The sequence below is a fragment of the Amycolatopsis sp. NPDC006125 genome (genome assembly GCF_040614195.1).
Lineage (GTDB): Bacteria > Actinomycetota > Actinomycetes > Mycobacteriales > Pseudonocardiaceae > Amycolatopsis_E > Amycolatopsis_E tucumanensis.
The window spans coordinates 52,445-75,930 of the sequence record NZ_JBEXTZ010000018.1 but is presented as its reverse complement, the minus strand read 5'-3'; the positions used below and the strand labels follow the sequence as shown (position 1 = coordinate 75,930).

The following is a 23,486-nucleotide window of genomic DNA, read 5'->3' as shown; positions in this document are numbered from 1 at the left end:
CATGACGGAAACCTTGCCGCCGGAACACGACCGCACCGAGCCGGTCGACATCCAGCATGAGATGCAGCGCTCGTACATCGAGTACGCGATGAGCGTGATCGTGTCGCGCGCGCTGCCGGACGTGCGGGACGGCCTCAAGCCGGTGCACCGCCGCGTCCTCTACTCGATGTACGACTCGGGGTTCCGGCCGGAGCGCGGGTACAACAAGTGCTCGCGCGTGGTCGGCGACGTGATGGGCAACTACCACCCGCACGGCGACTCGGCGATCTACGACGCCCTCGTGCGGCTGGCCCAGCCGTGGGCGCTGCGGTACCCGCTGATCGACGGCCAGGGCAACTTCGGCTCGCCGGGCAACGACCCCGCGGCGGCCATGCGGTACACCGAGTCGCGGCTCGACCCGCTGGCCATGGAGATGCTGCGGGACATCGAAGAGGAGACCGTCGACTTCTCGCCCAACTACGACGGCCGCACGCAGGAGCCGGACGTCCTGCCGTCGCGGATCCCGAACCTGCTGGTCAACGGCACGTCGGGCATCGCGGTCGGCATGGCGACCAACATCCCGCCGCACAACCTGCGCGAGGTCGCCGAGGGTGTCGTGTGGGCGCTGGACAACTGGGAGGCCGGCGACGACGAGACGCTGGCCGCGCTGATGCAGCGGATCAAGGGCCCGGACTTCCCGACGAAGGGCCTGATCCTGGGCACGTCGGGCATCGAGGAGGCCTACCGCACCGGCCGCGGCTCGATCCGGATGCGCGCGGTGGTCGAGGTCGAGGAGGACGCCCGCGGCCGCACCACGCTCGTGGTCACCGAGCTGCCGTACCAGGTCAACCCGGACAACCTGGTGGAGAACATCGCCACCCTGGTGCGGGACGGGAAGCTGACCGGCATCGCCGACATCGCCGACGAGTCGAACAGCCGGCGCGGCATGCGGATCGTGGTCACGCTCAAGCGGGACGCGGTCGCCAAGGTGGTGCTGAACAACCTCTACAAGCACACCCAGCTGCAGTACAACTTCGGCGTCAACATGCTGGCCCTGGTCGACGGGGTGCCGCGCACGCTGCGGCTGGACCAGGTCGTCCGGCACTACGTCAAGCACCAGATCGAGGTCATCGTCCGGCGGACCCGGTTCCGCCTGCGCAAGGCCGAGGAACGCGCCCACATCCTGCGTGGTCTGGTCAAGGCGCTGGACCAGCTGGACGAGGTCATCGCGTTGATCCGCCGGTCGCCGACGGTCGACGAGGCGCGCACCGGCCTGATCGAGCTGCTGGACATCGACGAGATCCAGGCCACCGCGATCCTGGACATGCAGTTGCGCCGCCTGGCTGCCCTGGAGCGGCAGAAGATCGTCGACGAACTGGCGAAGATCGAGCTGGAGATCGCCGACCTGCAGGACATCCTGGACAAGCCGGAGCGCCAGCGGCAGATCGTCAAGGACGAGCTGACCGAGATCGTCGACAAGTTCGGTGACGACCGGCGCACCCAGATCATCCCGTTCGACGGCGACGTGTCGGTCGAGGACCTGATCGCGGTCGAGGACGTGGTGGTCACCATCACGCGCACCGGCTACGCGAAGCGCACCAAGACCGACCTGTACCGCTCGCAGCGCCGCGGTGGCAAGGGCGTGCAGGGCGCGCAGCTCAAGCAGGACGACATCGTCCAGCACTTCTTCGTGTGCTCGACGCACGACTGGATCCTGTTCTTCACGAACAAGGGCCGCGTCTACCGCGCGAAGGCGTACGAGCTGCCCGAGGCCAACCGCGCCGCCCGCGGTCAGCACGTCGCGAACCTGCTGGCGTTCCAGCCGGACGAGACGATCGCGCAGATCATCGAGATCCCGAACTACGAGGTCGCGCCGTACCTGGTGCTGGCCACGAAGAAGGGCCTGGTCAAGAAGACGCGGCTGAGCGAGTTCGACTCGAACCGCTCCGGCGGCCTGATCGGCATCAACCTGCGCGAGGGCGACGAGCTGGTCGGCGCGGTGCTCGCCGGCCCGGAGGACGACCTGCTGCTGGTGTCGGCCGAGGGCCAGTCGATCCGGTTCCACGCCACCGACGAGACGCTGCGCCCGATGGGCCGCCCGACGTCGGGTGTGCTCGGCATGCGGTTCAACGATGGTGACGAGCTGCTCGCGCTGAACGTGGTCAAGCCGGACAAGTTCCTGCTGGTCGCCACCGACGGTGGGTACGCCAAGCGGACGCCGATCGAGGACTACCCGGTGCAGGGCCGCGGCGGCAAGGGTGTGCTGACCATCCAGCACGACCGCAAGCGTGGCAGGCTGGTGGGGGCGCTCATCGTCGACGCCGACGACGAGCTCTACGCCATCACCTCCAGCGGCGGCGTCATCCGCACGCCCGCGGACCAGGTGCGCAAGGCGGGCAGGCAGACGAAGGGCGTGCGGTTGATCAACCTGGGCGAGGGTACGACTCTTCTCGCGGTCGCACGCAACGCTGATGAGCCCTCGGGCGTCGGTAATGGTGAAGGCAACGGAGGAACCGAAGAACCCGTCTCGGAAGAGAGCTAAGTGACGACACCGGAGAACCCCGAACAGCACGGTGCGCAGACCGGTGACGCGGGCACGCCGCCCTGGCAGCGGCTGAGCCGCGACGCCGGTCAGGGCACGACGACCGACCCCAAGGCAGGCGGTTACCGGGACGGGTGGTCGTCGGAAGGCCAGGCCGAGAAAACTGTGTTGTACTCGAACGGTGACGACCAGCCGGTCGTCACCGGTTCGGCGGCGCAGGGTCTGTTCGGCAACCCCGCGGCGCGCGACGACGCGTTGTCAGGGTTGAGGGGGCAGGAAACGGTGAGCGTCGCCAGTGCCGGCACCAAGGGACGTTCGACGCCCAGCGCACTGCGCCGCCCCGGCCGCGGCCCGCGCCGGGCGAGCCTGCAGATCAAGCGGTTCGACCCCTGGTCGGTGCTGAAGCTGTCGCTGGTTCTCGGTGTCGCGCTGTTCTTCGTGTGGCTGGTGGCCGTCGGCGTGCTGTACACGGTGCTCGACGGCATGGGCGTGTGGGACAAGCTGAACGGCACCTACTCGTCCCTGGTGTCCGGCGAGGGCGCCGGCGTGACCAACGAACCGCTCATCAGCGCCGGCCGGGTGTTCGGCATCGCGGCCATCCTCGGCGCGATCAACATCGTGCTGCTCTCGGCGCTGGCCACGGTGAGCGCGTTCATCTACAACGTGTCCGCCGACCTGGCCGGAGGCCTAGAGGTGACCCTGTCGGAACGCGAGTAGAAGGCATGTTGTAGTCTTCTCTCCGTTCGAGGGCCCATAGCTCAGGCGGTTAGAGCGCTTCGCTGATAACGAAGAGGTCGGAGGTTCAAGTCCTCCTGGGCCCACAGCAGCTCAGCCCCCGTCTCCCAACCAAGGGAAACGGGGGCTGAGTCTTTGTTGGCTGCCTACCGTCCCGCCAGCTCGGCGACCACCGGCGCGAGGGCACCGGCGGCGCCAGCGCCGAACACGAAGTAGGAGAAGCCGATCTCCTCGCGTCGCCGCTGGATTTCCTCGGCCGCGGCGGCGGGATCGCTGGGCAGGAACGCGAGCGAGTCCGCGGCCCGGACGGCGGCGGGGTCGGTGTCGGGTCCGGCCATGAACGCGGCGACCGAGTCGCCGACCACAGGTACGTGCAATGCCAGTTCCGCACCGCGGTGGTTGTCGAAGCTTTCTACCCGTTGCACCGTCGCCGCCCGGGTCTCGATCTGTGGCATCACGAAGGTCACCGTGTCGGCGAGTTCAGCCGCCAGCGCTTGTGCCTTCGGACCGCGCACGGCCATGGCCACCGGCGTGTGCCGGTCCGGACCGTCGAGCTCCCGCAGGGCGGCGACGACGTCACGCACTTGGCTCCACCGCTGGCCCTCCGGAGGGAGCGGCAGACCCAGCTCACGGAGTTGGTCGGCGATCCCGGGCCGGCCGGTGCCGATGCCCATTTCGAACCGCCCCTCGGTGAGCACGGACAGCGAGTGCGCCTCCCACGCCGTGATCCACGCGGGCCGGACCGGAGACGCGTACACCCAGGTGCCCACGCGCAGGCCGGTGATCGTTGCCGCCACGGCGAGCGCCGGGCCCGGTGCCGGCTGCCACTGCGGCACGTCGGGCATCAGGACCGTCGAGAAACCACTGTCGGCCAGCCCGCGCAACTGATCACGCCAAGCCGGCATGTCAGTGGTGATCGGCGCGACGACGCCGAACCGCAACGGCCTGATCTCGTGTGTCGAACCACCCGTCATCGGTGGAGCTCCTCCCACGTGGCCCGGCCTGGTGCCGAGCTTCACATCTTCTACGAACGAGCCACCGTGCATCCGACAGGACCCGCCGCTGGAGGGTTAACCGGCTGGTCTGAGCGGGTATCCACCGCCACCGAGGGAGGGAGCCGGCGATGTCCGATGTCCCGTCCGGTCTTGCGGCGGTGCTCGCCGCCGCTGAGCGGGCCTCTCCGGTTCGCTCGGTCGACGTGGTCGCGGCTTACCTGGCCGAGCGGTTCGCCGCCTCGGACACCTCGTTCCTGCTCGTCGACCTCGTGGCCCGCGCGCTCGTCCGGCTTCACGGCACAGCCCTGCACGGCGCGGACGCCGACCGCGTCGACCTGGCCGGCACCGTCTACGAGCGCGTCCTCTACAGCCAGGAGCCGTTCCACGACCAGGGGCGCGTCATCGTGCCCGTCACGCACCGCGGCGACGCCATCGGTCTGCTCGAAACGACCGTCCCCCGCCCCGACGTGGTGGAGCAGGTGGGCGAGGTGGCCCACGCCCTCGCCTACCTCATCGTCACCGACCGGCGCTTCACCGATCTCTACGAGTGGGGCGAGCGCACCACCCAGGTGAGCCTGGCCGCCGAGATCCAGCACCAGCTGCTGCCGCCTGCCCCGTGCTGCGAGGCCCCGGAGTTCACGCTCGCCTGCGCGCTGGTGCCCGCCGACGACGTGGGCGGCGACACCTACGACTACGCCCTCGACCACGGCACGTTGAACCTGACGATCACCGACGCGGTCGGCCACGACGTCCAGTCCGGCCTGGCCGCGACCCTGCTCATGGGCGCGTTGCGCGGCGCCCGCCGCGCCAACCGGTCCCTCGCCGACCAGGCGGCGGAGGCCGACCGGGCTGTGCGGGAGCACGCGAAGATCCCCTACGCGACCGGTCAGCTGTTCCGCTTCGAACTGGCCGAAGGCCGTGCCGAAGTCGTCAACGCCGGGCACCCGCTCCCGCTGCTCCTGCGCGACGGCCACGTCCGCGAGCTGCCGCTGCACCGCGACACCCCCTTCGGCACCGGCCTGCAGGACAAGCCGCACGAGGTCCAGGTCGTCGACCTGCGCCCGGGTGATCGGCTGTTCCTGCTGACCGACGGGATGCTGGAGCGGGAGGCGGCGTCGGTGGACCTGCGCAGGCTGGCGCGGGAGACCGCCGACCTGCACCCGCGTGCCGTGGTGCAGGTGATGACCAGGGCCGTTGTCGATGCCGCCGCCGGGCACCCCAAGGACGACGCCTGCGTCATCTGCCTCGACTGGATGGGGTGATTCAGCGATGCCGGAGCGGTGACTCTGGTAACGACCGGGTCACGGAACGCCGTTCGGCTGGTTATGGTCGCCTGCGGACCACCGACCGATGGGAGCGCCTCCGATGTTCAGCCGCCTGCGTCGACGTGACGGCCGGCAGGGGGAGCCCGTCACCTTCGCGGCCGGCGCCGGCCTGGTGAGCGCCCGGCTGCGGGACGAGACGGGCAACCCGCTGGCCGGCGCCGAGATGGTCCTCCGGCACAAGCGCAGTCCGCGGGTGTTCCGGGCCGTGTCCGACGACTACGGACTGGTGGTCGTCACCGCGGCCACCGGCACCTACCAGGTGACGATCACCGCGGGCGGTTACCGCGAGGCCACCCACACCGTCGACGTCGCCAGCGGCGACCACACCTCCCTGGGCGACGTCGAGCTGCACCCCGACGCGAGCGTCCGCCTGCCGGGTCCGGGCCGCTGGGTGATCGACCCGGACCACACGTCGATCCGCTTCGTCGCGCGGCACATCGGCCTGTCCCGCGTCCACGGCCGGTTCACGCGCTTCCACGGCAGCGTCACTGTCGGCGAGCGGATCGAGAACTCGTCGATCGAGGTCGTCATCGACGCGGCCAGCATCGACACCGCCGCCGAGAAGCGGGACGAGCACCTGCGCTCGCCCGACTTCCTCGACGTCGAACGCTTCCCGAAGATCCACTTCTTCAGCGACCGGGCCCAGCGCGTGGCCGGGGACCGCTGGCAGATCGACGGCACGCTCAACCTGCGCGGCGCGAGCCGCGGCGTGCGCCTGGACGCGAGCTACCTCGGACTGCGGTCGTGGAACGGCGAACGCCTCGGCGCGGTCGCGAAGGCCGAGCTGCACCGCGAGGACTTCACGATCAACTGGCAGCAGACGCTCGCGAAGGGCCTGGTCGTGGTCGGTTCGACGGTCGAGCTCCGCTTCGACGTCCAGGCCGTCCGCGGCGCCTAAGCCGCGACGTCGGCGACCACGCAGGCGATGTTGTCCGGGCCGCCACGCCGGTTCGCGAGGTCGACCAGCGTGCCGACGGCGTCGCCCGGGGTGGCGGCCGCCCTCAGCTCGGCCTGCAGCACGTCGGCCGGCACCGCGTTGTAGAGGCCGTCGGAGCACAGCAGGTACCGGTCGCCGTTCCGGCCGTCGCTCAGCAGCAGATCCGGCTCGGCCGGCTGCCGGTGCAAGGCCTTGACCAGCGTCGCCGGGATCGCGCTGCCCTGCACGTGGTCCTGCGTCAGCTGGTGGAGCTCGACTGCGCGCAGCAGGTACGCGCGCGAATCGCCGACGTGTACGACCCCGAGCCGCGAACCCGACCACAGGAGCGCGGTCAGCGTGGTGCCGGCGTCCTCGAGGTTCCGGACCGCGGCGCCGGCCGCGCGGAACGCTTCGCCCAGAGCAGCCAGCGGATCGCCGCTCGTCAGCGAGTCCAGCGGCCGCACGGCCTCGATCGCGGCGACGCTCGCCTGGTGCCCGCCCTGGCCGAACCCGTCGGCGACGGCCAGCAGGTGCGGCCCGGCGTAGGCGGCGTCCTGGTTCGATTCCCGCACCAGACCACGGTCGGCGCGTGCGGCGTGGATGAGTCCCGTCATCGCAGTGTCCTTTCCGGACAGTTGCTCGACGAGGAAGGCGACGAGCCGCCCGCGCGCCGCGACGTCGGCCTCGACCGAACGCCAGTAGGCGAGGACCTCGGCTGCCGGATCGGAGCTGGACAACGCCAGGGAGATCCGCGCCAGCGGCATCCCGGTCCGGCGCAGCAAACCAATCAGGCGGGCCCGCTCCAGCTGGTCGGGCGAGTACCGCCGGTAGCCGGACACCGGGTCGACCGACGCGGGCCGGAGGAGGCCCAGGTCGTCGTAGAGCCGCAAGGCCTTCGGGGACAGTCCCGCCGCGCGGGCGAACGCCCCGATCGTGAGCAGTCCCATGTCGCCCTCCTCGTACCAGGCATTTTGCCCGGCGGAAGCGACTGTGGGGCTTGCCCCAGGGACAAGGTCAACCTTGGTTCCACGTGGAACGGCCAGGACAGACGGGGAACTGTGCCGCGTCTGACCTGGCCGTGTCTCGGGGTGTGTTACTGCTCGCTGCGCTGCCGCGCCTCACCGAGGGCCGCTTCCTCCCGCGCCCGGTCGGCTTCGGCTTCCTTCTCGCTGACCCGCTGCTGCGCGTCCGCCTTCTCCTGCTGCGCGCGGCCTTCCCGCTGCGCCGAGTCGTTCCCCAGGAACGTGCCCGCGGTCTCCTTGACCTTGCCCTTCAGGCCCTCGACCGCGCCCTTGATGCCTTCCTGACGGTCTTCCTTGTCGGTCATTCCTGCCCCTCCTTCGTCACCGTCACGAATCGGCTACCCGGGTGGCAGGAGCGCTAATCACTCACGCGGGTGCGAGTGCGGGTTTTATGTTCGGGTTGCGGTGCAGCAGGTTCTCCGGGTCGTAGTGCGCCTTGATCCGGGCCAGCCGTGCGTATTTCGCGGCCCCGAAACTCGTGCGCACGCGGTCGTCCTCGTAGTCGGTCATGAAATTGACGTAGCCGCCGGTGCCGGACGAATGCGGTGCCACGGCGTCCCACAGATCCCGGGCCCATTGCCGGTCACGCGCGAGGAGGTCTGCGTCCGTGGCCAGCGCGGCGATGCTGAACAGCACCACGGGGTTCCGGGCGCCGCCGAACGCCGTGGCGTCGTTGGCGACCTCGGTGAACGCGCCGCCCGCGAACATGTTGGGCAGGAACGACATCGGCGAGCTCCGCAGCGGCATCCGTTCGGTGACCGCGGTGATGACCGGGTCCGAGAAGCGATCCAGGTAAAGCGCTTTCTCGTAGGCGAGGATGCCCGGCAGCGCGGTCTCGTCGAGCATTTGCTGGAGCGCGACGTAGGGCATCGGGGTGGTGAACTCGAACAGCGGCGCGAGACCGGTGCGGACCTGCTGCGCGGCTTCGGCGAATTCCGGTTCCGGGCCGAAACCGGCGAGGAGGAGCGCGTAACCCGGGCGGAAGTGGTGTTCCTCGGGCACGAAATCGGCGGGCGGAGCGTTCAGCGCCGCGATGATGGCGCCGGCTTTCCGCGGCAACGATTCGACGATCCCCTGCATGTGCCGCAGTGCTTCGGCGCCGCGGTCGTCCTCCCAGAAGAACAGCCCGAGCTGGATGATCGGCCCGACCGGGTGGAGCTGGAACTCGAACTCGGTGACGACGCCGAAGTTCCCGCCGCCACCGCGCAGGGCCCAGAACAGGTCGGTGTTCTCGGTGTCCGACGCGCGCAGCACGTCGCCGGAGGGGAGGACGACCTCCGCGGAGAGCAGGTTGTCGCAGGCCAGGCCGTACTGGTTGGTGAGCCAGCCGAAGCCGCCGCCGAGGGTGAGGCCGGCGACGCCGGTGTCGCTGACGGTGCCGCCGACGGTCGCCAGGCCGTGCCCCTGGGTGGCGGTGTCGACCTGTCGCCACCGCGCGCCGCCGCCGACCCGCGCGGTGCGGCTGCCGGGGTCGACCACGACCTGGTCGAGGCTGCTCAGGTCGATGGTCAGGCCGCCATCGGCGACCGCGGCCCCGCCGACGTTGTGCCCGCCGCCGCGGACAGCCACCTCCAGGCCGGAGTTCCGGGCGGTCGCGAGCGCCGTGGCGACGTCACGCGGGCCGGACGGCTGGACGATGACCGCGGGATGGCGGTCGATGAGGCCGTTCCACACGGCGCGGCCCTGGTCGTAGCCCGGATCGCCGGGTGTCAGGGCGGCGCCGTCGAGGGACCGCCGCAAGGTCTCCACGTCGAAGGGGTTCATGACTTCCTGCTTTCGCGGGCGGACGGTGGACGTGGCGCGAACCACCAGAGGAAGTCGAAGTGGATGTGACCTGCATTACAGCTCGCGGCCGTCCGCACCGCGCGAACCTCCCCCTGGCGGGTGCAGTAGCATCGTGAGGTCAGCCGGACCGTCGAAGAGGGGCCTGAACGTGAAGAAGCTGCTGGCGCTCGCAGTCGTCGCGGGTGGGGTGCTGTTCGTGATCAAGCGCAACAAGGACGCGAAGGCTGAGGCCGACCTGTGGCGCGAGGCCACCGCCCCGACCGAGCGCCCGCTGGCCGCGGTCTCGACGAACGGCAGCGCGCCGGCGAAGGCCGCCGAGGCAGGCACGAACAACTGAACTTCCGCGGGCTTGGGGGCCCGCGTCCGGGGCTGTAGCTCAATTGGTAGAGCGCTGCTTTTGCAAGGCAGAGGTCAGGGGTTCGATTCCCCTCAGCTCCACTCGGAGAGGGTTGCGGTGATCGACCAGACGGAACTCATTGCCGACGACCTCCTCGACAGGTTCGAGCGCTGGTGCGCCGACCACGGTGTCGAAGCCGACCTGTTCTTCGTTGACGCGACCCTCGACCGGTTCGTCGAGCAGGATCTCGATCCCGCGCGCTGGACAGTTGAGGACATCAGCGACCTGCTGCTCCACTGGTTCCCGCGCAACGTGACCCTCGAACACGCCGCGCGGCCGGCGGTGCTTTCCACGTTCCACCACTGGATCGACTTCCTGTCAACCACGCCCGTCGGCCGCATCCGTGACGCGGGTGCGCTGCACGCGGAGATCGACCGGAACGCGGATGCGTTCTTCGCGGCCATGTCCGACGAACGCAACTTCGGGCTGGCGAAGTTCTGGGCGGCGCGGATGCTCGAGCACGGTGTCGATCCGGAGGACGGCGACCAGGTCCGCGAGTTCCTCGACGGGGTCAACGCCGGGCAGATCGACTACGACCGGGACGTGCTGGACGAGATCGTGCGGCGACGGACCGAGTCCGAAGAAGAGCCGCCCGAACCGCTGCCGCCGGTCGTCCTGCCGCCGCAGGAGGAGATCGAGGCGCTCGCCGCGAACACCGCTGTCGTGCACCGGCTGCGTACGTTGACGGAGTGGGTCGGCACGGGACGCGCGCTCACGCAGACGAATCGGCTTCGGGTTGCGGACGCTCGTGAGCTGGCCGCGCTCCTCGACGTCGACCGGACCGCCGAGCGGGTTCGCAGCAGCGCGGACCTGCCCGAGGTCACCTTGCTGGTCGCGTGGGCGAAGGCGGTCCGGTTGGTGCGCGTGCTCAAGGGCAGGCTGGTCGCCGTCAAGAGCGCGGCGGGCCTGCTGCGGCGGCCGTGGGCGTTGTGGCGGCAGGCCTACGACGCCTTCCCCCACCTCGGGCCGGCGGTTTGCCTGCCGGCGAACCGGTACGACCAGCCCTGGCTGGGGCACCTGCTTCCGGAGCTGGCGCCGGACCTGTGGCTGGCTCTCTACCGGGCAGGCCGAACGCCGTTGCCGGTCGAACTCCTCGTCCAGTACGTGCAGGAGACTCTCGGCGGTCCTGGTGGTTTCGCGTCCGCGCTGATGTGGCGGCGAGAGCTGGACGGCATCCTCGCCGCGCTCGAGGTGCTGGGCGCGGTGGAGATCACGAAGAGCACCCTCCGCGACCTCGACAAGATCGCCGAGGTGTCCGGCCTCGGCAACCCGGACGACCGGCTCGTGCAGCTCACGCCGCTGGGACTGTGGGCCGCGCGGCAGGTGGCGCTGGCGCAGGGGATTCCCGCACCGCTCGCCCACGAACTGGCTGCCCTGTCGCCGGAACGCCTCTGTGAGGCGCTGAACCACGCCGATCGCGAAGTGGCCGAGATCGCGATGAGCGAGTGGATCCGGGCCAGGACCCCCGCCGGGGCGGCAGTCGCACTGGCTTCGTTGTGCGAGCGGACGCAGTCGCCGTCGCAGCGGGTGTTGGCCTGGGGCGGGCTGGAACTGGCCGGTGACGACGGCATCCGGGAAGCGGAGCGGTTGCGGGCAGGTGGCGGAGTGGTCGGCGCGAGCGCCGCGCAGTGGCTGGTCCGCCGAGGCGCGCTGGACGCTCGTGCGGTGGATGAACAGGAGATGGTCCTGTCCCTCGCCGAGAACCTCGCGGCGCTGCACGAACAGGGCTTGCTCGTCGCGGAGCTCACCCAGCACTCGCCGGACGACCAGATCGGCATCGTCCGCGGGCTGGCCGCCAGTGACCACCCCGGTCGCGGCGACATGCTGGCCGAGATCGTCGCCCACCATCCCGTGCCCGAGATCGCTGCCGAAGCGAAGCGTGCGGTGTGACATCTTGGGTGAACCTGTCGCGCCCGGCCTTCCGATCATGGACAATCAGGGCTCGTTGATCACCTGATCCGCTGGGGTTCCCTTGTCCTCCTTGGCCGTCTGGCTCGCCGCTGCCGTGGTGCTCGTCCTCGCGGGCGGTGGTGTCGTCTTGCTTCCGCGGTGGCGCGACCGGCGCCGCTCCACCGGCACCGCTTGGTCGTCGGCGCGGGCGGCTGTCGTCAGGGCGCAGATCAGTCGTGATGCCGCCCGGACCGACGTCGAGGAGGCCGAGCATCTCCTCGCCAAGGCGGAGCGCCTGCTCGCCGACGGTGGCGGCACCGGCGCGGCCGAGACCGCCGAGCACGCCGCCCGCCGGGCCGATCAGCTGTGGCGCGACGCGTGAAGCGCGGGCTCGAATGGCTGCGCTGGGGCTGCCTCGCCGCCGCGATCGGCGTTCTCGTCGTCTTCCTCGTCGCCCAGGGGCAGGCCTTCGACGTCAGCTACGGGCAGTCGCCGACGCAAACCGAACCCATCCGCGAGGGCGAGGCCGGCGAGCTCAGCGACACCACCGTCCCCTCCGTGGAGGAGATGACCGCGCTCGTCGCCGCCAACCCGGTCACCCGCCTGCCCGGTTCGATCGCGCAGTGGGACGAACAGCAGGTCCGCGCGGCGATCGGCGCCACCGACGTCCGCATCCTCGTCGCCCCGCCCGGGCTGGACAAGGCCGAGCGCGACCGAGTCCGCGACGTCGAGAACGCGAACATCACGATCTTGGGCACCCAGGTCACCGGCGACCCCGGCCAGGTCGTCGCCGACCGGCTCACCGGCTGGCGCGCCCAGTTCGCCGCCGGTGACGTCACCGACCTGCTGCTCTTCCTGATCGCCCACATCCAGGACCGGCCCGAACCACCCGACACCGACACCATCCGGTACCGCCAGCCGACCGCCGCCGAGCTCGAACCCGTCGTCGCGGACCTGCGCGCCACCGGCGTGCACGGCATGACCGACATCCCCTCCGCGGCCGACGCCTTCCCGAACGGCGCGCTGTTCGTCGTCCTCCCGCGGCAGCAGGCCGGGCAGCCCATCCCGGACTACGGCACCGCGCTGACCAGCGTCTTCCCGGGCAAGCCGATCGTCGTCATGGTCGGCGAGTGGGTCGAGTACCACGGGCCGCAGGCCGCCGACTTCGCCGAGGTCGCGGCGGCCAGCTTCTACGGCCAGTACAGCGACCGGCTCAGCCTCTACGCCTACCCGCAGCGCAACATCCTCGGCGCCTACCTCGACCGCGTCACCGACGTCCGCTACGCGGGCCTGTTCGACCGCCCCCTGCCGTACCAGCCGTTCGACCCCGTCCGGGTCGCACTGCCCGCGCTGCCGTGGATCTTCGCGGCCTGCGCGGTGGTCTTCCTGGTCCTGACGGCGCGGGCGGTGCGCACGGCCGCGCAACGGCGGTCGGGCGCGAGCGTGCGGATGGCCGGCCTCACCGCGCTGGCCATCGAGGTCTCCGGCCTCACCGGTGACACCACCGACCCCGCGCTGACCAGGGCGATCGCCACCCTCCAGTCCGCGCGGGAAGCCGTCGCCCAGAAGCTGCCGGACCAGCACGTCGCCGCACTCCTCGACGACGCCGAGGCCGAACTCGACCACGTGGCGAAGACCCTGAAGCGCCGGGAGTACCGGCCCGCTGTCTACCTCCGGGGCAGGCTGGCATGACGAAGTTCTTCCGCAGCACCTTCGGCATCGCCACCGTCGTCTGCTTCGCCTTCGCGCTCTGGGCACTGTGGACCGGCGGGATCTTCGACGGCGCCATGGCCCGCGACGTGCGCACGTCCTCGGTGTACGTCGCGGACGGGGTGGACCTCGACGAGGCCGCGGCCGAACGGGTCATCGGCAACCGGCGGCTCGTCGTCATCCTCGACGAACCCGGCGCGGACCTCCGCGAAGGCTGTGACGACGTCGAGCGCGCCGCCGACGGCAACCTCGTCCTGCTGCTCAGCCAGGACGGCGACGAGTACGACACCTACGGCTGCGCGCTCCTGCCCGACCGCGACGACGAAAACTTCGGCAAGGCCTTCGTGGCCGAACAGATCATCAAACGCGGCATCGACCAGTTCGCCGACCGGCCACTGGAGGCGATCAAGGTCGTCGCGGTGAACTACGACCTGCTCGTCCGCGCCGGCACCGTCCCGGACGGCGCGCGTGAGGTCAGCGCGCCGCTGCCGAGGTTCCTCATCGCCGGAGCCGCGGTGCTGGCCGTCGTGCTCGGCGCGGTCGGTCTCAACCTCGCGGCCCGGCGCGCCGCCCGGCTCGCGATCCGCGTGCAGGAACAGCGGACGGCGGAAGGCGACGCCCGCAGCAGGCTCAACGCCGGAGCCGCCGTGCTGGCCCAGCAGATCATCGACCTCGACGGACGGCACCCCGCCTCGATCATCAACGACTACGTGCGGTTGCTGGACGACATCCCGGACGCCCGCACCGAGGCGGACTACAACGCGCTGGCCAAGCGGGTCGACGCGCTGAGCGAACGCTGCCGTCGCGTCACGTAGAGTTGCGGCAATGGCAGGCAGAGGCACCAAGCGGCGCGGCGCCGCCCGACCGGTTCCAGGCCGCTACCCGGTCCGCTTCGGACTCGCCGAGTTGCTCGCCGACGCCGACCGCCCCAACGCCTGGCTCCTGACCGTCGACGAGGTCGCGCAGTCCTATGTGGACTTGGACGATCCGACGCACCTGGAGTTCGAGTACGTGCGGCGCATCGGCGACGTGATCGACTGCCTCGCCGGCGGCCCGCTGGAGGCGCTGCATCTCGGCGGCGCGGGCTGCACCGTGCCGCGCTACATCGCGGCCACGCGGCCCGGCTCGCGGCAGCTCGTCTTCGACGCCGACGAGCCGCTCATCGACCTCGTCCGCGAACAGCTCGACCTGCGCGCGGTCCCGAACCTGCGGGTGCGCATCTCCGACGGCCGCGAGGGCGTCGCAACGCGCCGCGACGACTCGGCCGACCTGGTCGTCGCGGACGTCTTTCAGCGCGCGAAGATGCCGGGCGACGTGGCGACCCTGGAGTTCACCACCGACGTCGCGCGGGTGCTGCGGCCGGCGGGCACGTACCTGATCAACGTCGCCGACGGGCCGGGCCTGAAGTTCGCCCGCCGCGTCGTCGCCACCATCGGCGCCGTGTTCCCGCACGTCGTGATGCTCGCCGACTCCGGGGTGCTGCGCGGGCGGCGGTTCGGCAACGTCGTGCTGGTCGCCTCGCGCGCGGACCTGCCCGTCGACGAGATCACCCGCCGCGCCGCGTCCGCGGCCTTCCCGGCCCGCGTCACCAGCGGCGAGGAGCTGGACCGGTTCCGCGGCAACGCGAAACCGATCCACGACGACGAGGCGCTGGACACCCCGCGTCCGCCGTGGAACGTCTTCGGCCTGCCGCCTAGGACCTGATCTCGGCCAGGTGGTTATAGGCCGACGCGCGGGAGATCCCCAGCGCGGCGGCCACCTCCGGCACGGCCTTCTGCAGCGCGAACAGCCCGCGCTCGTCGAGGGCCCGGAACAGGTCCAGCCGCTCGGCGCGCGTCATGCGGCTCACCGGACGGCCGAGCTTCAGCTCCTCCTCGGCCACGACCGCGCGGATCAGCTGCCCGACGTCGTTGGTGAACGTCGTGGTCGCGTCGGGCAGCGCGGTCACCGCCGCCAGCTCGCCGAGCAGCACGGCCGCGTGCCGCAGGTCGGTCACGTCCAGGTTCACGCACAGCGCCCCGAACACCTCGCCGTCGCGGTCGCGCAGCAGCATCGTGGAGGCCTTGATCACGCGCCCGGCCGGGGTGCGCGTCAGGTAGTTGATCTGGTCGCGCGCGTCGCGGCCCTGCTTGAGCAGGCTCAGCCCCAGCTCGCTCATCGAGCCGCCGGGCGCCCGGCCGGTGACCTCGCCCGCGACGGCGACGACGGAACCCTCCGGCCGCCGGTAGTCGTGCAGGACGACTTCGCAGTTGCCGCCGAAGGTGGCGGCCAGGCCGTCGAGCACGGGTCGGAGCGCGGAGAGCACCGCGTCGGCATCGGTCACCTGGGCATGATGTACAAAACCTGGATCGATTGTCTAGCGCGCCTCGGAGATCAGGATGTCCACGGCCGCGTCGTTGCGGGTCGTCTCCCGCACGATGTCCTCGTCCGGCGGGTAGAAGCCGGGGAACGGGCTCGTCGGGTACATCTCGAAGGTGAACGTCAGGATCTTGTGGGTGCCCCACATCCAGTCGTTGATGTCGCCGTCGGTGACGTAGAGATCGCTGGACTGCTGGGCGGTGTACCCGTTGGTCGCCGCCATGCGCTGCCCGACGTCGCGGAAGCGGGCGTTGTCCTCGGCCGTCATGCCCTCGCCGGTGTCCTCCTCGGTGTGCCCGAACGGCCAGAGCACCAGCTCGGAGTAGGTGTGGAAGTCGATGTGCGCCTTGATCCGCTGCTTCCCGCCCGCCGCGCGGGAGTCGACGAACCTCGACACGGCCTGCGTCTCCGGCTCGGAGAAGGCCGACGGGCCGCGGTAGGTGTCCGAGGCGGGCCGCGTGCTGGAGCCGTCGCAGCAGCCCCACTTGTAGCCCCAGTTGCGGTTGAGGTCGGTGCCGATCTTGCCGCCGTCCACGGGCCTGCGGTTCTTGCGCCAGTACTTGTAGTCGGTGTCCGAGATGTCGTACTCCGAGCCGTCCGGGTTGACGTTCGGGATCACCCAGATCACGTGGTCGTCGACCAGCGAGCGGATGTGCGGGTCGGTCGCGTAGCCGTCGGTGAAGCGCTGCACGATGTGCAGGCACATCTCGGTGGTCAGGTGCTCGCGGGCGTGCTGGTTGCAGGTGAACAGCACCTCCGGCTCGCCCTCGTCGGCGGCGGCGTTGTCGCTGATCTTCACCAGGTTCAGCTCGCGGCCCTCGTAGGACTTGCCCACGCTGGAGAGCACCGCGATGTCCGGGTGGTTCGCGGTCGCCTTCTGCAGTTCCGTCGTGACCTCGGCGTAGGTGTGGTAGCCCTCGTCGCCGGCCGGGAATTCGGCCGCGACGGCCTGCGCGGGCGCGGTCCCGGCCAGCAGGGCGGCTCCGGTCACCAGGGCGAGCACGCCACCGGCGGCCCGACGTGAATACATTTCGCCTCCGAACGAACACGTAGAGTAGTGCCTTCTACCCTGCTGTAGCGGCGCGCCCGCCACAACCCGGCGGGCGCCGGGTGGTTCACTGATCGGGTTATGCGACGAGTTCTGCCCGCCCTGATCGCGGCCGCCGCGTTGGCCGGTTGTGCCGCCCAGCAGGCTCCGGAGACGCCGCCGTCCCCGAGCGCGCCGGCGACGACCGCCGTGCAGCTGCCGCCGGAGCCCACGCCGGCCCGTGCCGCGCCCTGCCCGTACCTGGAGAACTCGTTCGTCGCGGACGCCAACGGGCAGCGGGTGTCGAAGGTGGAGGTCTCCGCCGACCAGCCGCACCCGACGTGCTTCTTCTACGCGCGCTCCGGGAAGCTCCAGCTGACCGTGCGCGTCTACACCGGCGATCCGGCGGTGGCGAAGGCGATCGTCGACCAGGCGGCCCCGGTGGCCACGAGCAACCCCGCGACCGATCCGCCAGGGTGGCAGGGCGGTTACGCAGCGAAACCGGACGGCGCGGTATATGCCGTGGCCAAGGGCGGTACGGCGGTCGTGGTGACCACCGATCAGCAACAGACGGTGAAGGCGAGAACCGTTGCCCGGCAGGCGATCTCGCGGCTTTAAGGCCGCCAGGGTGCAGTGTCAAGTTGATCTTGTATTACCCTGATCGCACCTCGCAGCCGGGGGAGGACCAGCACGTGTTCGGTCGAGACCTGCGGCCGGCGCCGTGCCACGGGCTGCGAGAAGCCCCCCGTGTACCTCGATGTGAAGAAGGACAGACATTCGTGGCTGACACCCTCAAGGAAATCCTGCTCGACTCCAGCAGGCGTCCGGCCGTTGTGACCGACCTGGAGACGCTGGTCGACGAAGAGGTCTCGGACAAGGGCGGCGTGTCCGGCGCCGTCATCAAGACCGGCTTCGCCGCGGTCAAGAAGATCAAGCCGGGCATCATCGGCTCCGCCGTCGACAGCCTGCTCGACGACTTCACCGCCGCGCTCGAGCCGTTCTACGCCGACTTCAAGGGCCAGGGTGGCGGCGACTTCGGCGCCTACCTGTCCAGCCGTGGTGACCAGGCCGCCGACGCGCTGCTGGGCGTGACCGACGCGCGCGCCGCCAAGAGCAGCCGCGACAGCATCAAGAAGGTCTACGAGAAGCTGCGCCCGAACGGCAAGAAGAACGTCGAGGAGGCGCTGCCCCGCCTGGGCAAGCTGATCGACAAGCACGCGGCCGCCGCCTGAGGCAGGCCACGCGCGCGAAGCGGCCGTTTTCCCTTCGGTACCAGTAGGGAAAGCGGCCGTTTTCGCATGTGCGGGCATCCCGCGGACGTCGCCCGCGCAGGCGGAGGTGCCGCTCGGCTCAGAGCCGAGCGGCACCTCCGGTGGAACGTGTCAGTTCTGCTTTTCCGCGGGTGACGGGCTCGGCGCGTGCTGGCCGTTCGCCGTCGACTCCGGGGTGGCCGGCTTCGGCGCGGCGCGCGGCGGCTCGGTGGCCACCGGCGGCTCCTGCTTGCCACGCAGCGCGACCGCGGCGCCCGCCGCGGCCAGGACGCCCAGCACCAGGAAGAGCGGCCACTTGCGGCTCTTCTTCGTGCCCTTGGCGGCCAGCTTCGCCTCCTCCAGCGCGGCCCGGAAGTCCTTCTTCGCCTGCTTGAAGTCCTTCTTGGCCTTGCGCTTCGACTCGCCGGCGGCCTTCGCGGCCTGCACCGCGGCCTTGCGGGCCTTGCGGCCGGGCTTGCGCAGCTCGGCGAGCCGCGCCGCGGCCTCCTTGCGCGCCTGCTTGCTGGCCTTGCTCAGGTCCTTCCGGGCCTGACGGCCCCGCTTGGCGGCTTCCTTGCGCGCCTCCTCGGTGCTCTCGGAAAGCCGTTTCTCGGCCGCATGGGCGGCCTGAGCGGTCACCTCGGCGCCTGCCTTGCCGACCTCGACGGCCCGCTTGCTCAGGCCGAGCAAGCCGGCCTTGACCGACTCACCCACCGAGTCCGCAGCTCGGGTCATGGCCTTTCACCTCGACAATCGTTTCGTCTCACGTTCCATCCCCGTAACCATCCTGCCCGTTTCCGGCCGATCTCGCTGCGGATGGCACGATGAAGCGGTGACCCAGAGCAGTGAATCCCTCGTTGGTGCGAAGGCGACCGCCGTCCTGCACACCAACGCCGGGGACATCCGGATCAACCTTTTCCCTGATCACGCCCCCAAGACGGTGGCCAACTTCGTCGGCCTCGCGGAGGGCACGAAGGAGTACCAGCGCCCGAACGCCAAGGGCGAGAACTCCGGCCCGTTCTACGACGGCGCGATCTTCCACCGCGTCATCTCGGGCTTCATGATCCAGGGCGGCGACCCGACCGGCACCGGCCGCGGCGGCCCCGGCTACCAGTTCGGCGACGAGTTCCACCCCGAACTCCAGTTCGACCGGCCGTACCTGCTGGCGATGGCGAACGCGGGACCGGGCACCAACGGCTCGCAGTTCTTCATCACCGTGGCCAAGACGCCGCACCTGAACTTCAAGCACACGATCTTCGGCGAGGTCGCCGACCAGCAGTCGCGCGACGTCGTGGACTCGATCGCGAACACCGCGACCGGCCCGGCGGACAAGCCGCTGCAGGACGTCGTCATCGAGAAGATCGACATCGAACGCGCAGGCTGAGCCAGGGTAGGTTGGAGGCATCGTGAACATGCCTCCCCACCCGCCTGCCTCGCAGCCGCCCCAGCAGTCGGCCCTGCCCGGTTGCTGGTGGCACCCGTCGCGCCCCACCGGGCTCAGCTGTGTCCGGTGTGGCCGTCCGGCGTGCCCGGACTGCCTGCGTGAGGCCTCGGTCGGCTACCAGTGCATCGACTGCGTGCAGACCGGGCGGCGCGAGCAGAACGTCCAGCGCTACACGCCGCGCACGGTCGCCGGCGCCCAGGTTTCGCACCGGCCGGTGGTCACGCCGATCCTCATCGTGCTCAACGTGCTGGCGTACGTGGTCACGGTGTCGCAGGCGGGCAGCCTGACCCGCAACGACACCGCGCCACTGTTCGGCGACGGGGTGTTGTGGCCGCTGGCGATCGCGGGCGAGGACGAGTGGTGGCGGCTGGTCATGTCCGGCTTCCTGCACTACGGCCCCATCCACCTCGCGGTCAACATGCTCGCCCTGTGGATCCTCGGCCGCGACATGGAGACGCTGCTGGGGCGCGTGCGCTTCACGGCGCTGTACCTGGTGTCGCTGCTGGGCGGCGCGGTGGCGGTGTACCTGTTCGACGGGGTCGACCGGGGCACGGCGGGGGCGTCCGGTGCCATCTACGGGTTGCTGGGCGCGATGCTCGTCGCCGTCATCCGGCTGCGGCTGAACCCGGCGTACGCGATCGGCACGATCGTGCTGAACCTGATCATCACCGTGTCGCTGCCGAACATCTCGTTGCTCGGCCACCTCGGTGGCCTGGTCGTCGGCGCGCTCGTCACGGCGGCGATGGTGTACGCCCCGGCGAAGGGGCGCCAGTACTGGCAGGGCGGCGCGGTGGCGGTGCTGCTGATCGCGTTGCTGGTGCTGGTGTTCGTGCGCGACGCGCAGCTGGCGAGCGTGGTGTGCGGCTACCGTGGTGACGAGCTGAACTGCGGGATCCCCGGCTAGGGCCGCAACGCGGTCAGCGTGTCGAGCACGTCCCGCGGGTCGGCGCCGAGTTCGAGCCAGCCGAAGACGAACAGCTGCTCGCCCGCTTCGATTTCCAGCGTCGCCGAGTCGCGGCCGAGGCGGCGCGTGGTGCGCACGCGCGCGGTCACCTCGGGCCAGTGCAGGTCGTGTTTTCCCGTCGTGGTGCGGATCCGCAGCCCACGCGGATCCGCGGTGAGACGGGGGCGGACGAGCAAACCGTGCAGGGACAACGCGGTCAGCGCGATCGCCGCGACGGCGAAGAACACGGTGCCCATGCGGTCGCTCGCCAGTACCGCCGCGGCCGCCGCGAAAACGGCCGCGGCACAACCGGCTCCGACCAGAACGGGTCGCGGAGCCCAGTGCGGAGACGAGTTATCCACAGTGGTTATCCACACTGGGGAAAAGTCACAGTGCTGTAATTAGTGGTCAAGCGGCTGTTCGGGGCAATCGCTGTGATCTTCCGCTCAGCGCCAGCGCATCGTCATGAGCAGACCGACGATCATCAACGCGAAGCCGACCGCGAAGTTGCCGTTGCCGAGGTCCGCCATGAACGGGATCTTGTCGCCCGCGATGTAGTTCACGACGAGCCAGACCAGGCCGAGCAGCATCAGCCCGAACATCACGATCTTGTAGATCAGGCTGGACGGCCCAGCGGCACGCACCTTGACCGGCGTGCGCCGATCGGCCGGCGGCGTGTAAGCCGTCTTCTTGCGGACCTTGGACTTGGGCATCGGAACCTCGCGGTGTTCGGGTTTGGCCAGGTGGTGCGCATCCACCTCCTACCTCACACGTTAACGTAAGCGTCCCCGAGAGAGGAGCGCGCGTGGCAGTCCTCGACGCCCCGCCACCGCAGAAGTCCGGTGGCGGTTTCGCCAGGACCGTGCGGACGTTCGGCGAACTGCTGATCACCGCCGGACTCGTCGTGCTCCTGTTCGTGGTCTACGAGCTCTACGTCACGGACCTGTTCTCCGCGCGCAAGCAGGCCAGCGCGACGGTGGCGCTGGACCAGGACTGGGCGCAGGGCCGCACGCTGCACGCCGACCTGATCGACGGCGAGGCGTTCGCGAAGATGTACATCCCGAGCTTCGGCGCGGACTACCACTTCACGATCCAGGAGGGCACCGACGCGAAGGCGCTCGAAGTCGGGCCGGGGCACTACAAGGGCACCGCGCTGCCGGGCGAGCCGGGGAACTTCGCCGTCGCCGGGCACCGCGTCGGCAAGGGCGCCCCGTTCAACGACCTCGACCTGCTCGCCTCGTGCGACGCGATCGTGATCGAGACCCAGAGCGACTTCTTCGTCTACCGCGTCCTGCCGCACTCCGACGAGCTCGCGAACTGGAACGCGGACAAGGCGGCGCGGCCGCAGTGCGCGAACGTCGGCACGCTGCGCACCGACGCGGCGGACGGCGGCCCGTACGGCCGCACCTTCGGCCGGGAGATCGTGCGGCCGGACCAGGGCGAGGTGGTCGCGCCGGTGCCGCACCAGACCGCCGACGTGCTGCCGACGGCCCAGCAGGTCGCCCTGCTCACGCTGACCACCTGCCACCCGCGGTTCTCCGACAAGCAGCGGCTGATCGTGCACGCGGTGCTGACCAACCAGTACCCGAAGACCCCGGGTGCCACCTACGAACAGCTGCTGCAGGCGATCGGAGGCGTGTGATGTACGGCTGGATCTGGCGCAAGCTGCCCGGACCGGTCGCGGTCCGGGCCCTGATCGCGCTCGTGCTGGTGCTCGGCGTGATCGCGTTGCTGCTGTTCGTCGTGTTCCCCTGGCTGGAGCCGATGCTCCCGTTCAACCAGGTGTCGGTGAACTAGCCGCGCGAGACGCGGATCATCTCCTCGCGCTCCACGACCTTCACGCGCTCACGGCCCTGCGGCTCGCCCAGGGCGCGTTCGTGCGCGTCCAGCTTGCCCCAGCCTTCCCAGGTGGTGAACGGGACGCCGCGGTCGGCGAGGAACGACGTGATCGCGTCCGGGTCGGCCTGCTTCGGCGCGGTCAGCTGGTCCGCGTCGGCCAGCAGGTTGCGGATCGTCTCGGCCGCGTCGCCCTTGGTGTGGCCGATCAGGCCGACCGGGCCGCGCTTGATCCAGCCGGTCACGTACACGCCCGGCACCTGGTCGCCGTCGATGTCCAGCACCCGGCCGCCCTCGTTGGGGACCGTGCCGCTGTCGTGGTCGAACGGGATCTCCGGCAGCTCGGACGACAGGTAGCCGACCGCGCGGTACACGGCCTGGACGTCCCAGTCGTGGAACTCGCCGGTGCCGCGGACGTTGCCGTCGCCGGTCAGCTCGGTGCGCTCGGTGCGCAGGCCGGTGACCCGGTCGTCGCCGAGGATCTCCGTCGGCGAGTGGAAGAAGTGCAGGTGCAGCCGCTTCGGCCGGTCGCCCTGGTCGCGGATCGCCCACTCCTGGAGCGTCTTGACCACCATGTCGACCTGCTTGGAGGCGCGGATCGCGGCGATCGAGCCGTCGTCGAACTCGATGTCCTCGGGGTAGACGATGACCTCGACGTTCGGCGAGTGGTCCAGCTCGCGCAGTTCCAGCGGGGTGAACTTGGCCTGGGCGGGCCCGCGGCGGCCGAACACGTGCACGTCGGTGACCTTGCTCGACTTCAGGCCCTCGTACACGTTCGGCGGGATGTCGGTGGTCAGCAGCTCGTCCGCGGTCTTCGCGAGCACCCGGGCGACGTCCAGCGCGACGTTGCCGACACCGAGGACGGCGACGCTGGTCGCGTCCAGCGGCCAGGTGCGCGGGACGTCCGGGTGGCCGTCGTACCAGGACACGAAGTCCGCGGCGCCGTAGCTGCCGGGCAGGTCGACGCCCGGGATGTTCAGCGCGCGGTCGCTCATCGCGCCGGTGGCGAAGATGACCGCGTCGTAGAACTCGCGCAGGTCGTCCAGCTTGATGTCGGTGCCGTAGTCGACGTTGCCGAGCAGGCGGATGCCGGGCCGATCGAGCACCTTGTGCAGCGCGGTGACGATGCCCTTGATGCGCGGGTGGTCGGGCGCGACGCCGTACCGGATCAGCCCGAACGGCGCCGGCATGCGTTCGAAGATGTCGATGCTGACGTCGGCGTCGGACTTGTCGAGGATGTCGGCGGCGTAGATGCCGGCGGGGCCGGCGCCCACGATGGCGACGCGAAGAGGACTACGGCTCACCCTTGCCACGGTAAAGATAGGTGACCCT

General features: G+C 70.3%; 26 protein-coding genes and 2 tRNA genes. 18 read left to right on the top strand and 10 right to left on the bottom strand.

Features of this window, described 5'->3' with window-relative positions:
* The first annotated feature begins 1 nt into the window (after position 1).
* The 3 genes from gyrA to ABZ193_RS12140 all read left to right on the top strand — a co-directional run bounded on the left by gyrA (position 2) and on the right by ABZ193_RS12140 (position 3,342).
* Positions 2-2,521 carry a DNA gyrase subunit A gene (gyrA, locus tag ABZ193_RS12150; protein ID WP_237335831.1) on the top strand — a complete coding sequence of 840 codons (2,520 nt, stop codon included), beginning with the start codon at positions 2-4 and terminating at the stop codon, positions 2,519-2,521.
* Positions 2,522-3,238, top strand: a complete 717-nt coding sequence (locus tag ABZ193_RS12145; RefSeq protein ID WP_017985957.1) for a DUF3566 domain-containing protein — start codon at positions 2,522-2,524, stop codon at positions 3,236-3,238. It begins immediately after the preceding gene.
* Between the two features lie 30 nt (positions 3,239-3,268).
* Positions 3,269-3,342, top strand: a tRNA-Ile gene (locus ABZ193_RS12140).
* A 60-nt stretch (positions 3,343-3,402) separates the two neighbouring features.
* On the opposite strand, the gene ABZ193_RS12135 is transcribed toward ABZ193_RS12140, so the two are convergent.
* Positions 3,403-4,230 (bottom strand): LLM class flavin-dependent oxidoreductase, encoded by an 828-nt coding sequence (locus tag ABZ193_RS12135; RefSeq protein ID WP_354709833.1) that lies wholly within the window; start codon positions 4,228-4,230, stop codon positions 3,403-3,405.
* A 149-nt stretch (positions 4,231-4,379) separates the two neighbouring features.
* Here ABZ193_RS12135 and ABZ193_RS12130 point away from each other — a divergent pair, with 149 nt between their 5' ends.
* Positions 4,380-5,513 (top strand): PP2C family protein-serine/threonine phosphatase, encoded by a 1,134-nt coding sequence (locus ABZ193_RS12130; protein ID WP_354709832.1) that lies wholly within the window; start codon positions 4,380-4,382, stop codon positions 5,511-5,513.
* Between the two features lie 103 nt (positions 5,514-5,616).
* Entirely contained in the window at positions 5,617-6,474 is an 858-nt protein-coding gene (locus tag ABZ193_RS12125; RefSeq protein ID WP_020416242.1) for a YceI family protein, read from the top strand.
* On the opposite strand, the gene ABZ193_RS12120 is transcribed toward ABZ193_RS12125, so the two are convergent.
* The 3 genes from ABZ193_RS12120 to ABZ193_RS12110 all read right to left on the bottom strand — a co-directional run bounded on the left by ABZ193_RS12120 (position 6,471) and on the right by ABZ193_RS12110 (position 9,278).
* Positions 6,471-7,439 carry a MerR family transcriptional regulator gene (locus ABZ193_RS12120; RefSeq protein ID WP_237335828.1) on the bottom strand — a complete coding sequence of 323 codons (969 nt, stop codon included), beginning with the start codon at positions 7,437-7,439 and terminating at the stop codon, positions 6,471-6,473. The two genes, ABZ193_RS12125 and ABZ193_RS12120, sit on opposite strands and share 4 nt — an antisense overlap.
* A 146-nt stretch (positions 7,440-7,585) precedes the next feature.
* The gene (locus tag ABZ193_RS12115; protein WP_020416244.1) at positions 7,586-7,819 is read right to left on the bottom strand and encodes a CsbD family protein; all 234 of its coding nucleotides are present in this window, start codon (positions 7,817-7,819) and stop codon (positions 7,586-7,588) included.
* A 61-nt stretch (positions 7,820-7,880) separates the two neighbouring features.
* Entirely contained in the window at positions 7,881-9,278 is a 1,398-nt protein-coding gene (locus tag ABZ193_RS12110; protein ID WP_237335827.1) for an FAD-binding oxidoreductase, read from the bottom strand.
* 169 nt (positions 9,279-9,447) lie between these two features.
* Here ABZ193_RS12110 and ABZ193_RS12105 point away from each other — a divergent pair, with 169 nt between their 5' ends.
* The 7 genes from ABZ193_RS12105 to ABZ193_RS12075 all read left to right on the top strand — a co-directional run bounded on the left by ABZ193_RS12105 (position 9,448) and on the right by ABZ193_RS12075 (position 15,000).
* Positions 9,448-9,636: a DLW-39 family protein gene (locus tag ABZ193_RS12105; protein WP_017985983.1), complete on the top strand. Its 189-nt coding sequence runs from the start codon at positions 9,448-9,450 to the stop codon at positions 9,634-9,636.
* A 28-nt stretch (positions 9,637-9,664) separates the two neighbouring features.
* A tRNA-Ala gene (locus ABZ193_RS12100) sits at positions 9,665-9,737 on the top strand.
* Between the two features lie 16 nt (positions 9,738-9,753).
* A complete protein-coding gene (locus ABZ193_RS12095) occupies positions 9,754-11,586 on the top strand; it encodes a hypothetical protein (RefSeq protein ID WP_237335826.1) in 1,833 nt (610 codons plus the stop codon).
* A 91-nt stretch (positions 11,587-11,677) separates the two neighbouring features.
* A complete protein-coding gene (locus tag ABZ193_RS12090; protein ID WP_237335825.1) occupies positions 11,678-11,968 on the top strand; it encodes a DUF6403 family protein in 291 nt (96 codons plus the stop codon).
* Positions 11,965-13,278, top strand: coding sequence for a hypothetical protein (locus ABZ193_RS12085; protein WP_354709830.1), 1,314 nt, complete (start codon positions 11,965-11,967; stop codon positions 13,276-13,278). Before ABZ193_RS12090 ends, ABZ193_RS12085 begins: the two co-directional genes overlap by 4 nt.
* Positions 13,275-14,111 carry a hypothetical protein gene (locus ABZ193_RS12080; RefSeq protein WP_020416249.1) on the top strand — a complete coding sequence of 279 codons (837 nt, stop codon included), beginning with the start codon at positions 13,275-13,277 and terminating at the stop codon, positions 14,109-14,111. Before ABZ193_RS12085 ends, ABZ193_RS12080 begins: the two co-directional genes overlap by 4 nt.
* A gap of 10 nt (positions 14,112-14,121) precedes the next feature.
* The gene (locus ABZ193_RS12075) at positions 14,122-15,000 is read left to right on the top strand and encodes a fused MFS/spermidine synthase (protein ID WP_020416250.1); all 879 of its coding nucleotides are present in this window, start codon (positions 14,122-14,124) and stop codon (positions 14,998-15,000) included.
* Here the strand turns inward: ABZ193_RS12075 and ABZ193_RS12070 are convergent.
* Together ABZ193_RS12070 and ABZ193_RS12065 are read right to left on the bottom strand one after the other, a co-directional pair.
* Positions 14,990-15,619 carry a helix-turn-helix transcriptional regulator gene (locus tag ABZ193_RS12070; protein WP_017985988.1) on the bottom strand — a complete coding sequence of 210 codons (630 nt, stop codon included), beginning with the start codon at positions 15,617-15,619 and terminating at the stop codon, positions 14,990-14,992. The genes ABZ193_RS12075 and ABZ193_RS12070 overlap by 11 nt on opposite strands.
* 33 nt (positions 15,620-15,652) lie before the next feature.
* The gene (locus tag ABZ193_RS12065; protein ID WP_354709828.1) at positions 15,653-16,684 is read right to left on the bottom strand and encodes a M14 family metallopeptidase; all 1,032 of its coding nucleotides are present in this window, start codon (positions 16,682-16,684) and stop codon (positions 15,653-15,655) included.
* A gap of 99 nt (positions 16,685-16,783) precedes the next feature.
* On the opposite strand from ABZ193_RS12065, the gene ABZ193_RS12060 reads away from it, so the two are divergent.
* Together ABZ193_RS12060 and ABZ193_RS12055 are read left to right on the top strand one after the other, a co-directional pair.
* Positions 16,784-17,299: a DUF2020 domain-containing protein gene (locus ABZ193_RS12060; protein WP_020416253.1), complete on the top strand. Its 516-nt coding sequence runs from the start codon at positions 16,784-16,786 to the stop codon at positions 17,297-17,299.
* A 161-nt stretch (positions 17,300-17,460) separates the two neighbouring features.
* Positions 17,461-17,913 carry a hypothetical protein gene (locus ABZ193_RS12055; protein WP_027935584.1) on the top strand — a complete coding sequence of 151 codons (453 nt, stop codon included), beginning with the start codon at positions 17,461-17,463 and terminating at the stop codon, positions 17,911-17,913.
* A 150-nt stretch (positions 17,914-18,063) separates the two neighbouring features.
* Here ABZ193_RS12055 and ABZ193_RS12050 read toward each other — a convergent pair whose 3' ends face one another.
* The gene (locus tag ABZ193_RS12050) at positions 18,064-18,666 is read right to left on the bottom strand and encodes a hypothetical protein (RefSeq protein ID WP_235716044.1); all 603 of its coding nucleotides are present in this window, start codon (positions 18,664-18,666) and stop codon (positions 18,064-18,066) included.
* A 97-nt stretch (positions 18,667-18,763) separates the two neighbouring features.
* On the opposite strand from ABZ193_RS12050, the gene ABZ193_RS12045 reads away from it, so the two are divergent.
* Positions 18,764-19,315: a peptidylprolyl isomerase gene (locus ABZ193_RS12045; protein ID WP_017985993.1), complete on the top strand. Its 552-nt coding sequence runs from the start codon at positions 18,764-18,766 to the stop codon at positions 19,313-19,315.
* 22 nt (positions 19,316-19,337) lie between these two features.
* A complete protein-coding gene (locus tag ABZ193_RS12040; RefSeq protein ID WP_237335819.1) occupies positions 19,338-20,279 on the top strand; it encodes a rhomboid family intramembrane serine protease in 942 nt (313 codons plus the stop codon).
* Here the strand turns inward: ABZ193_RS12040 and ABZ193_RS12035 are convergent.
* Together ABZ193_RS12035 and crgA are read right to left on the bottom strand one after the other, a co-directional pair.
* The gene (locus tag ABZ193_RS12035; protein ID WP_020416257.1) at positions 20,276-20,575 is read right to left on the bottom strand and encodes a PH domain-containing protein; all 300 of its coding nucleotides are present in this window, start codon (positions 20,573-20,575) and stop codon (positions 20,276-20,278) included. The genes ABZ193_RS12040 and ABZ193_RS12035 overlap by 4 nt on opposite strands.
* Before the next feature lie 189 nt (positions 20,576-20,764).
* Entirely contained in the window at positions 20,765-21,031 is a 267-nt protein-coding gene (gene crgA / locus ABZ193_RS12030; RefSeq protein WP_027935586.1) for a cell division protein CrgA, read from the bottom strand.
* 92 nt (positions 21,032-21,123) lie between these two features.
* On the opposite strand from crgA, the gene ABZ193_RS12025 reads away from it, so the two are divergent.
* A complete protein-coding gene (locus tag ABZ193_RS12025) occupies positions 21,124-21,960 on the top strand; it encodes a class E sortase (RefSeq protein ID WP_354709827.1) in 837 nt (278 codons plus the stop codon).
* Positions 21,960-22,115 carry a hypothetical protein gene (locus tag ABZ193_RS12020; protein ID WP_020416260.1) on the top strand — a complete coding sequence of 52 codons (156 nt, stop codon included), beginning with the start codon at positions 21,960-21,962 and terminating at the stop codon, positions 22,113-22,115. Before ABZ193_RS12025 ends, ABZ193_RS12020 begins: the two co-directional genes overlap by 1 nt.
* Here the strand turns inward: ABZ193_RS12020 and ABZ193_RS12015 are convergent.
* The gene (locus tag ABZ193_RS12015; protein WP_354709846.1) at positions 22,112-23,428 is read right to left on the bottom strand and encodes an FAD-dependent oxidoreductase; all 1,317 of its coding nucleotides are present in this window, start codon (positions 23,426-23,428) and stop codon (positions 22,112-22,114) included. The two genes, ABZ193_RS12020 and ABZ193_RS12015, sit on opposite strands and share 4 nt — an antisense overlap.
* Positions 23,429-23,486: the final 58 nt, after the last annotated feature.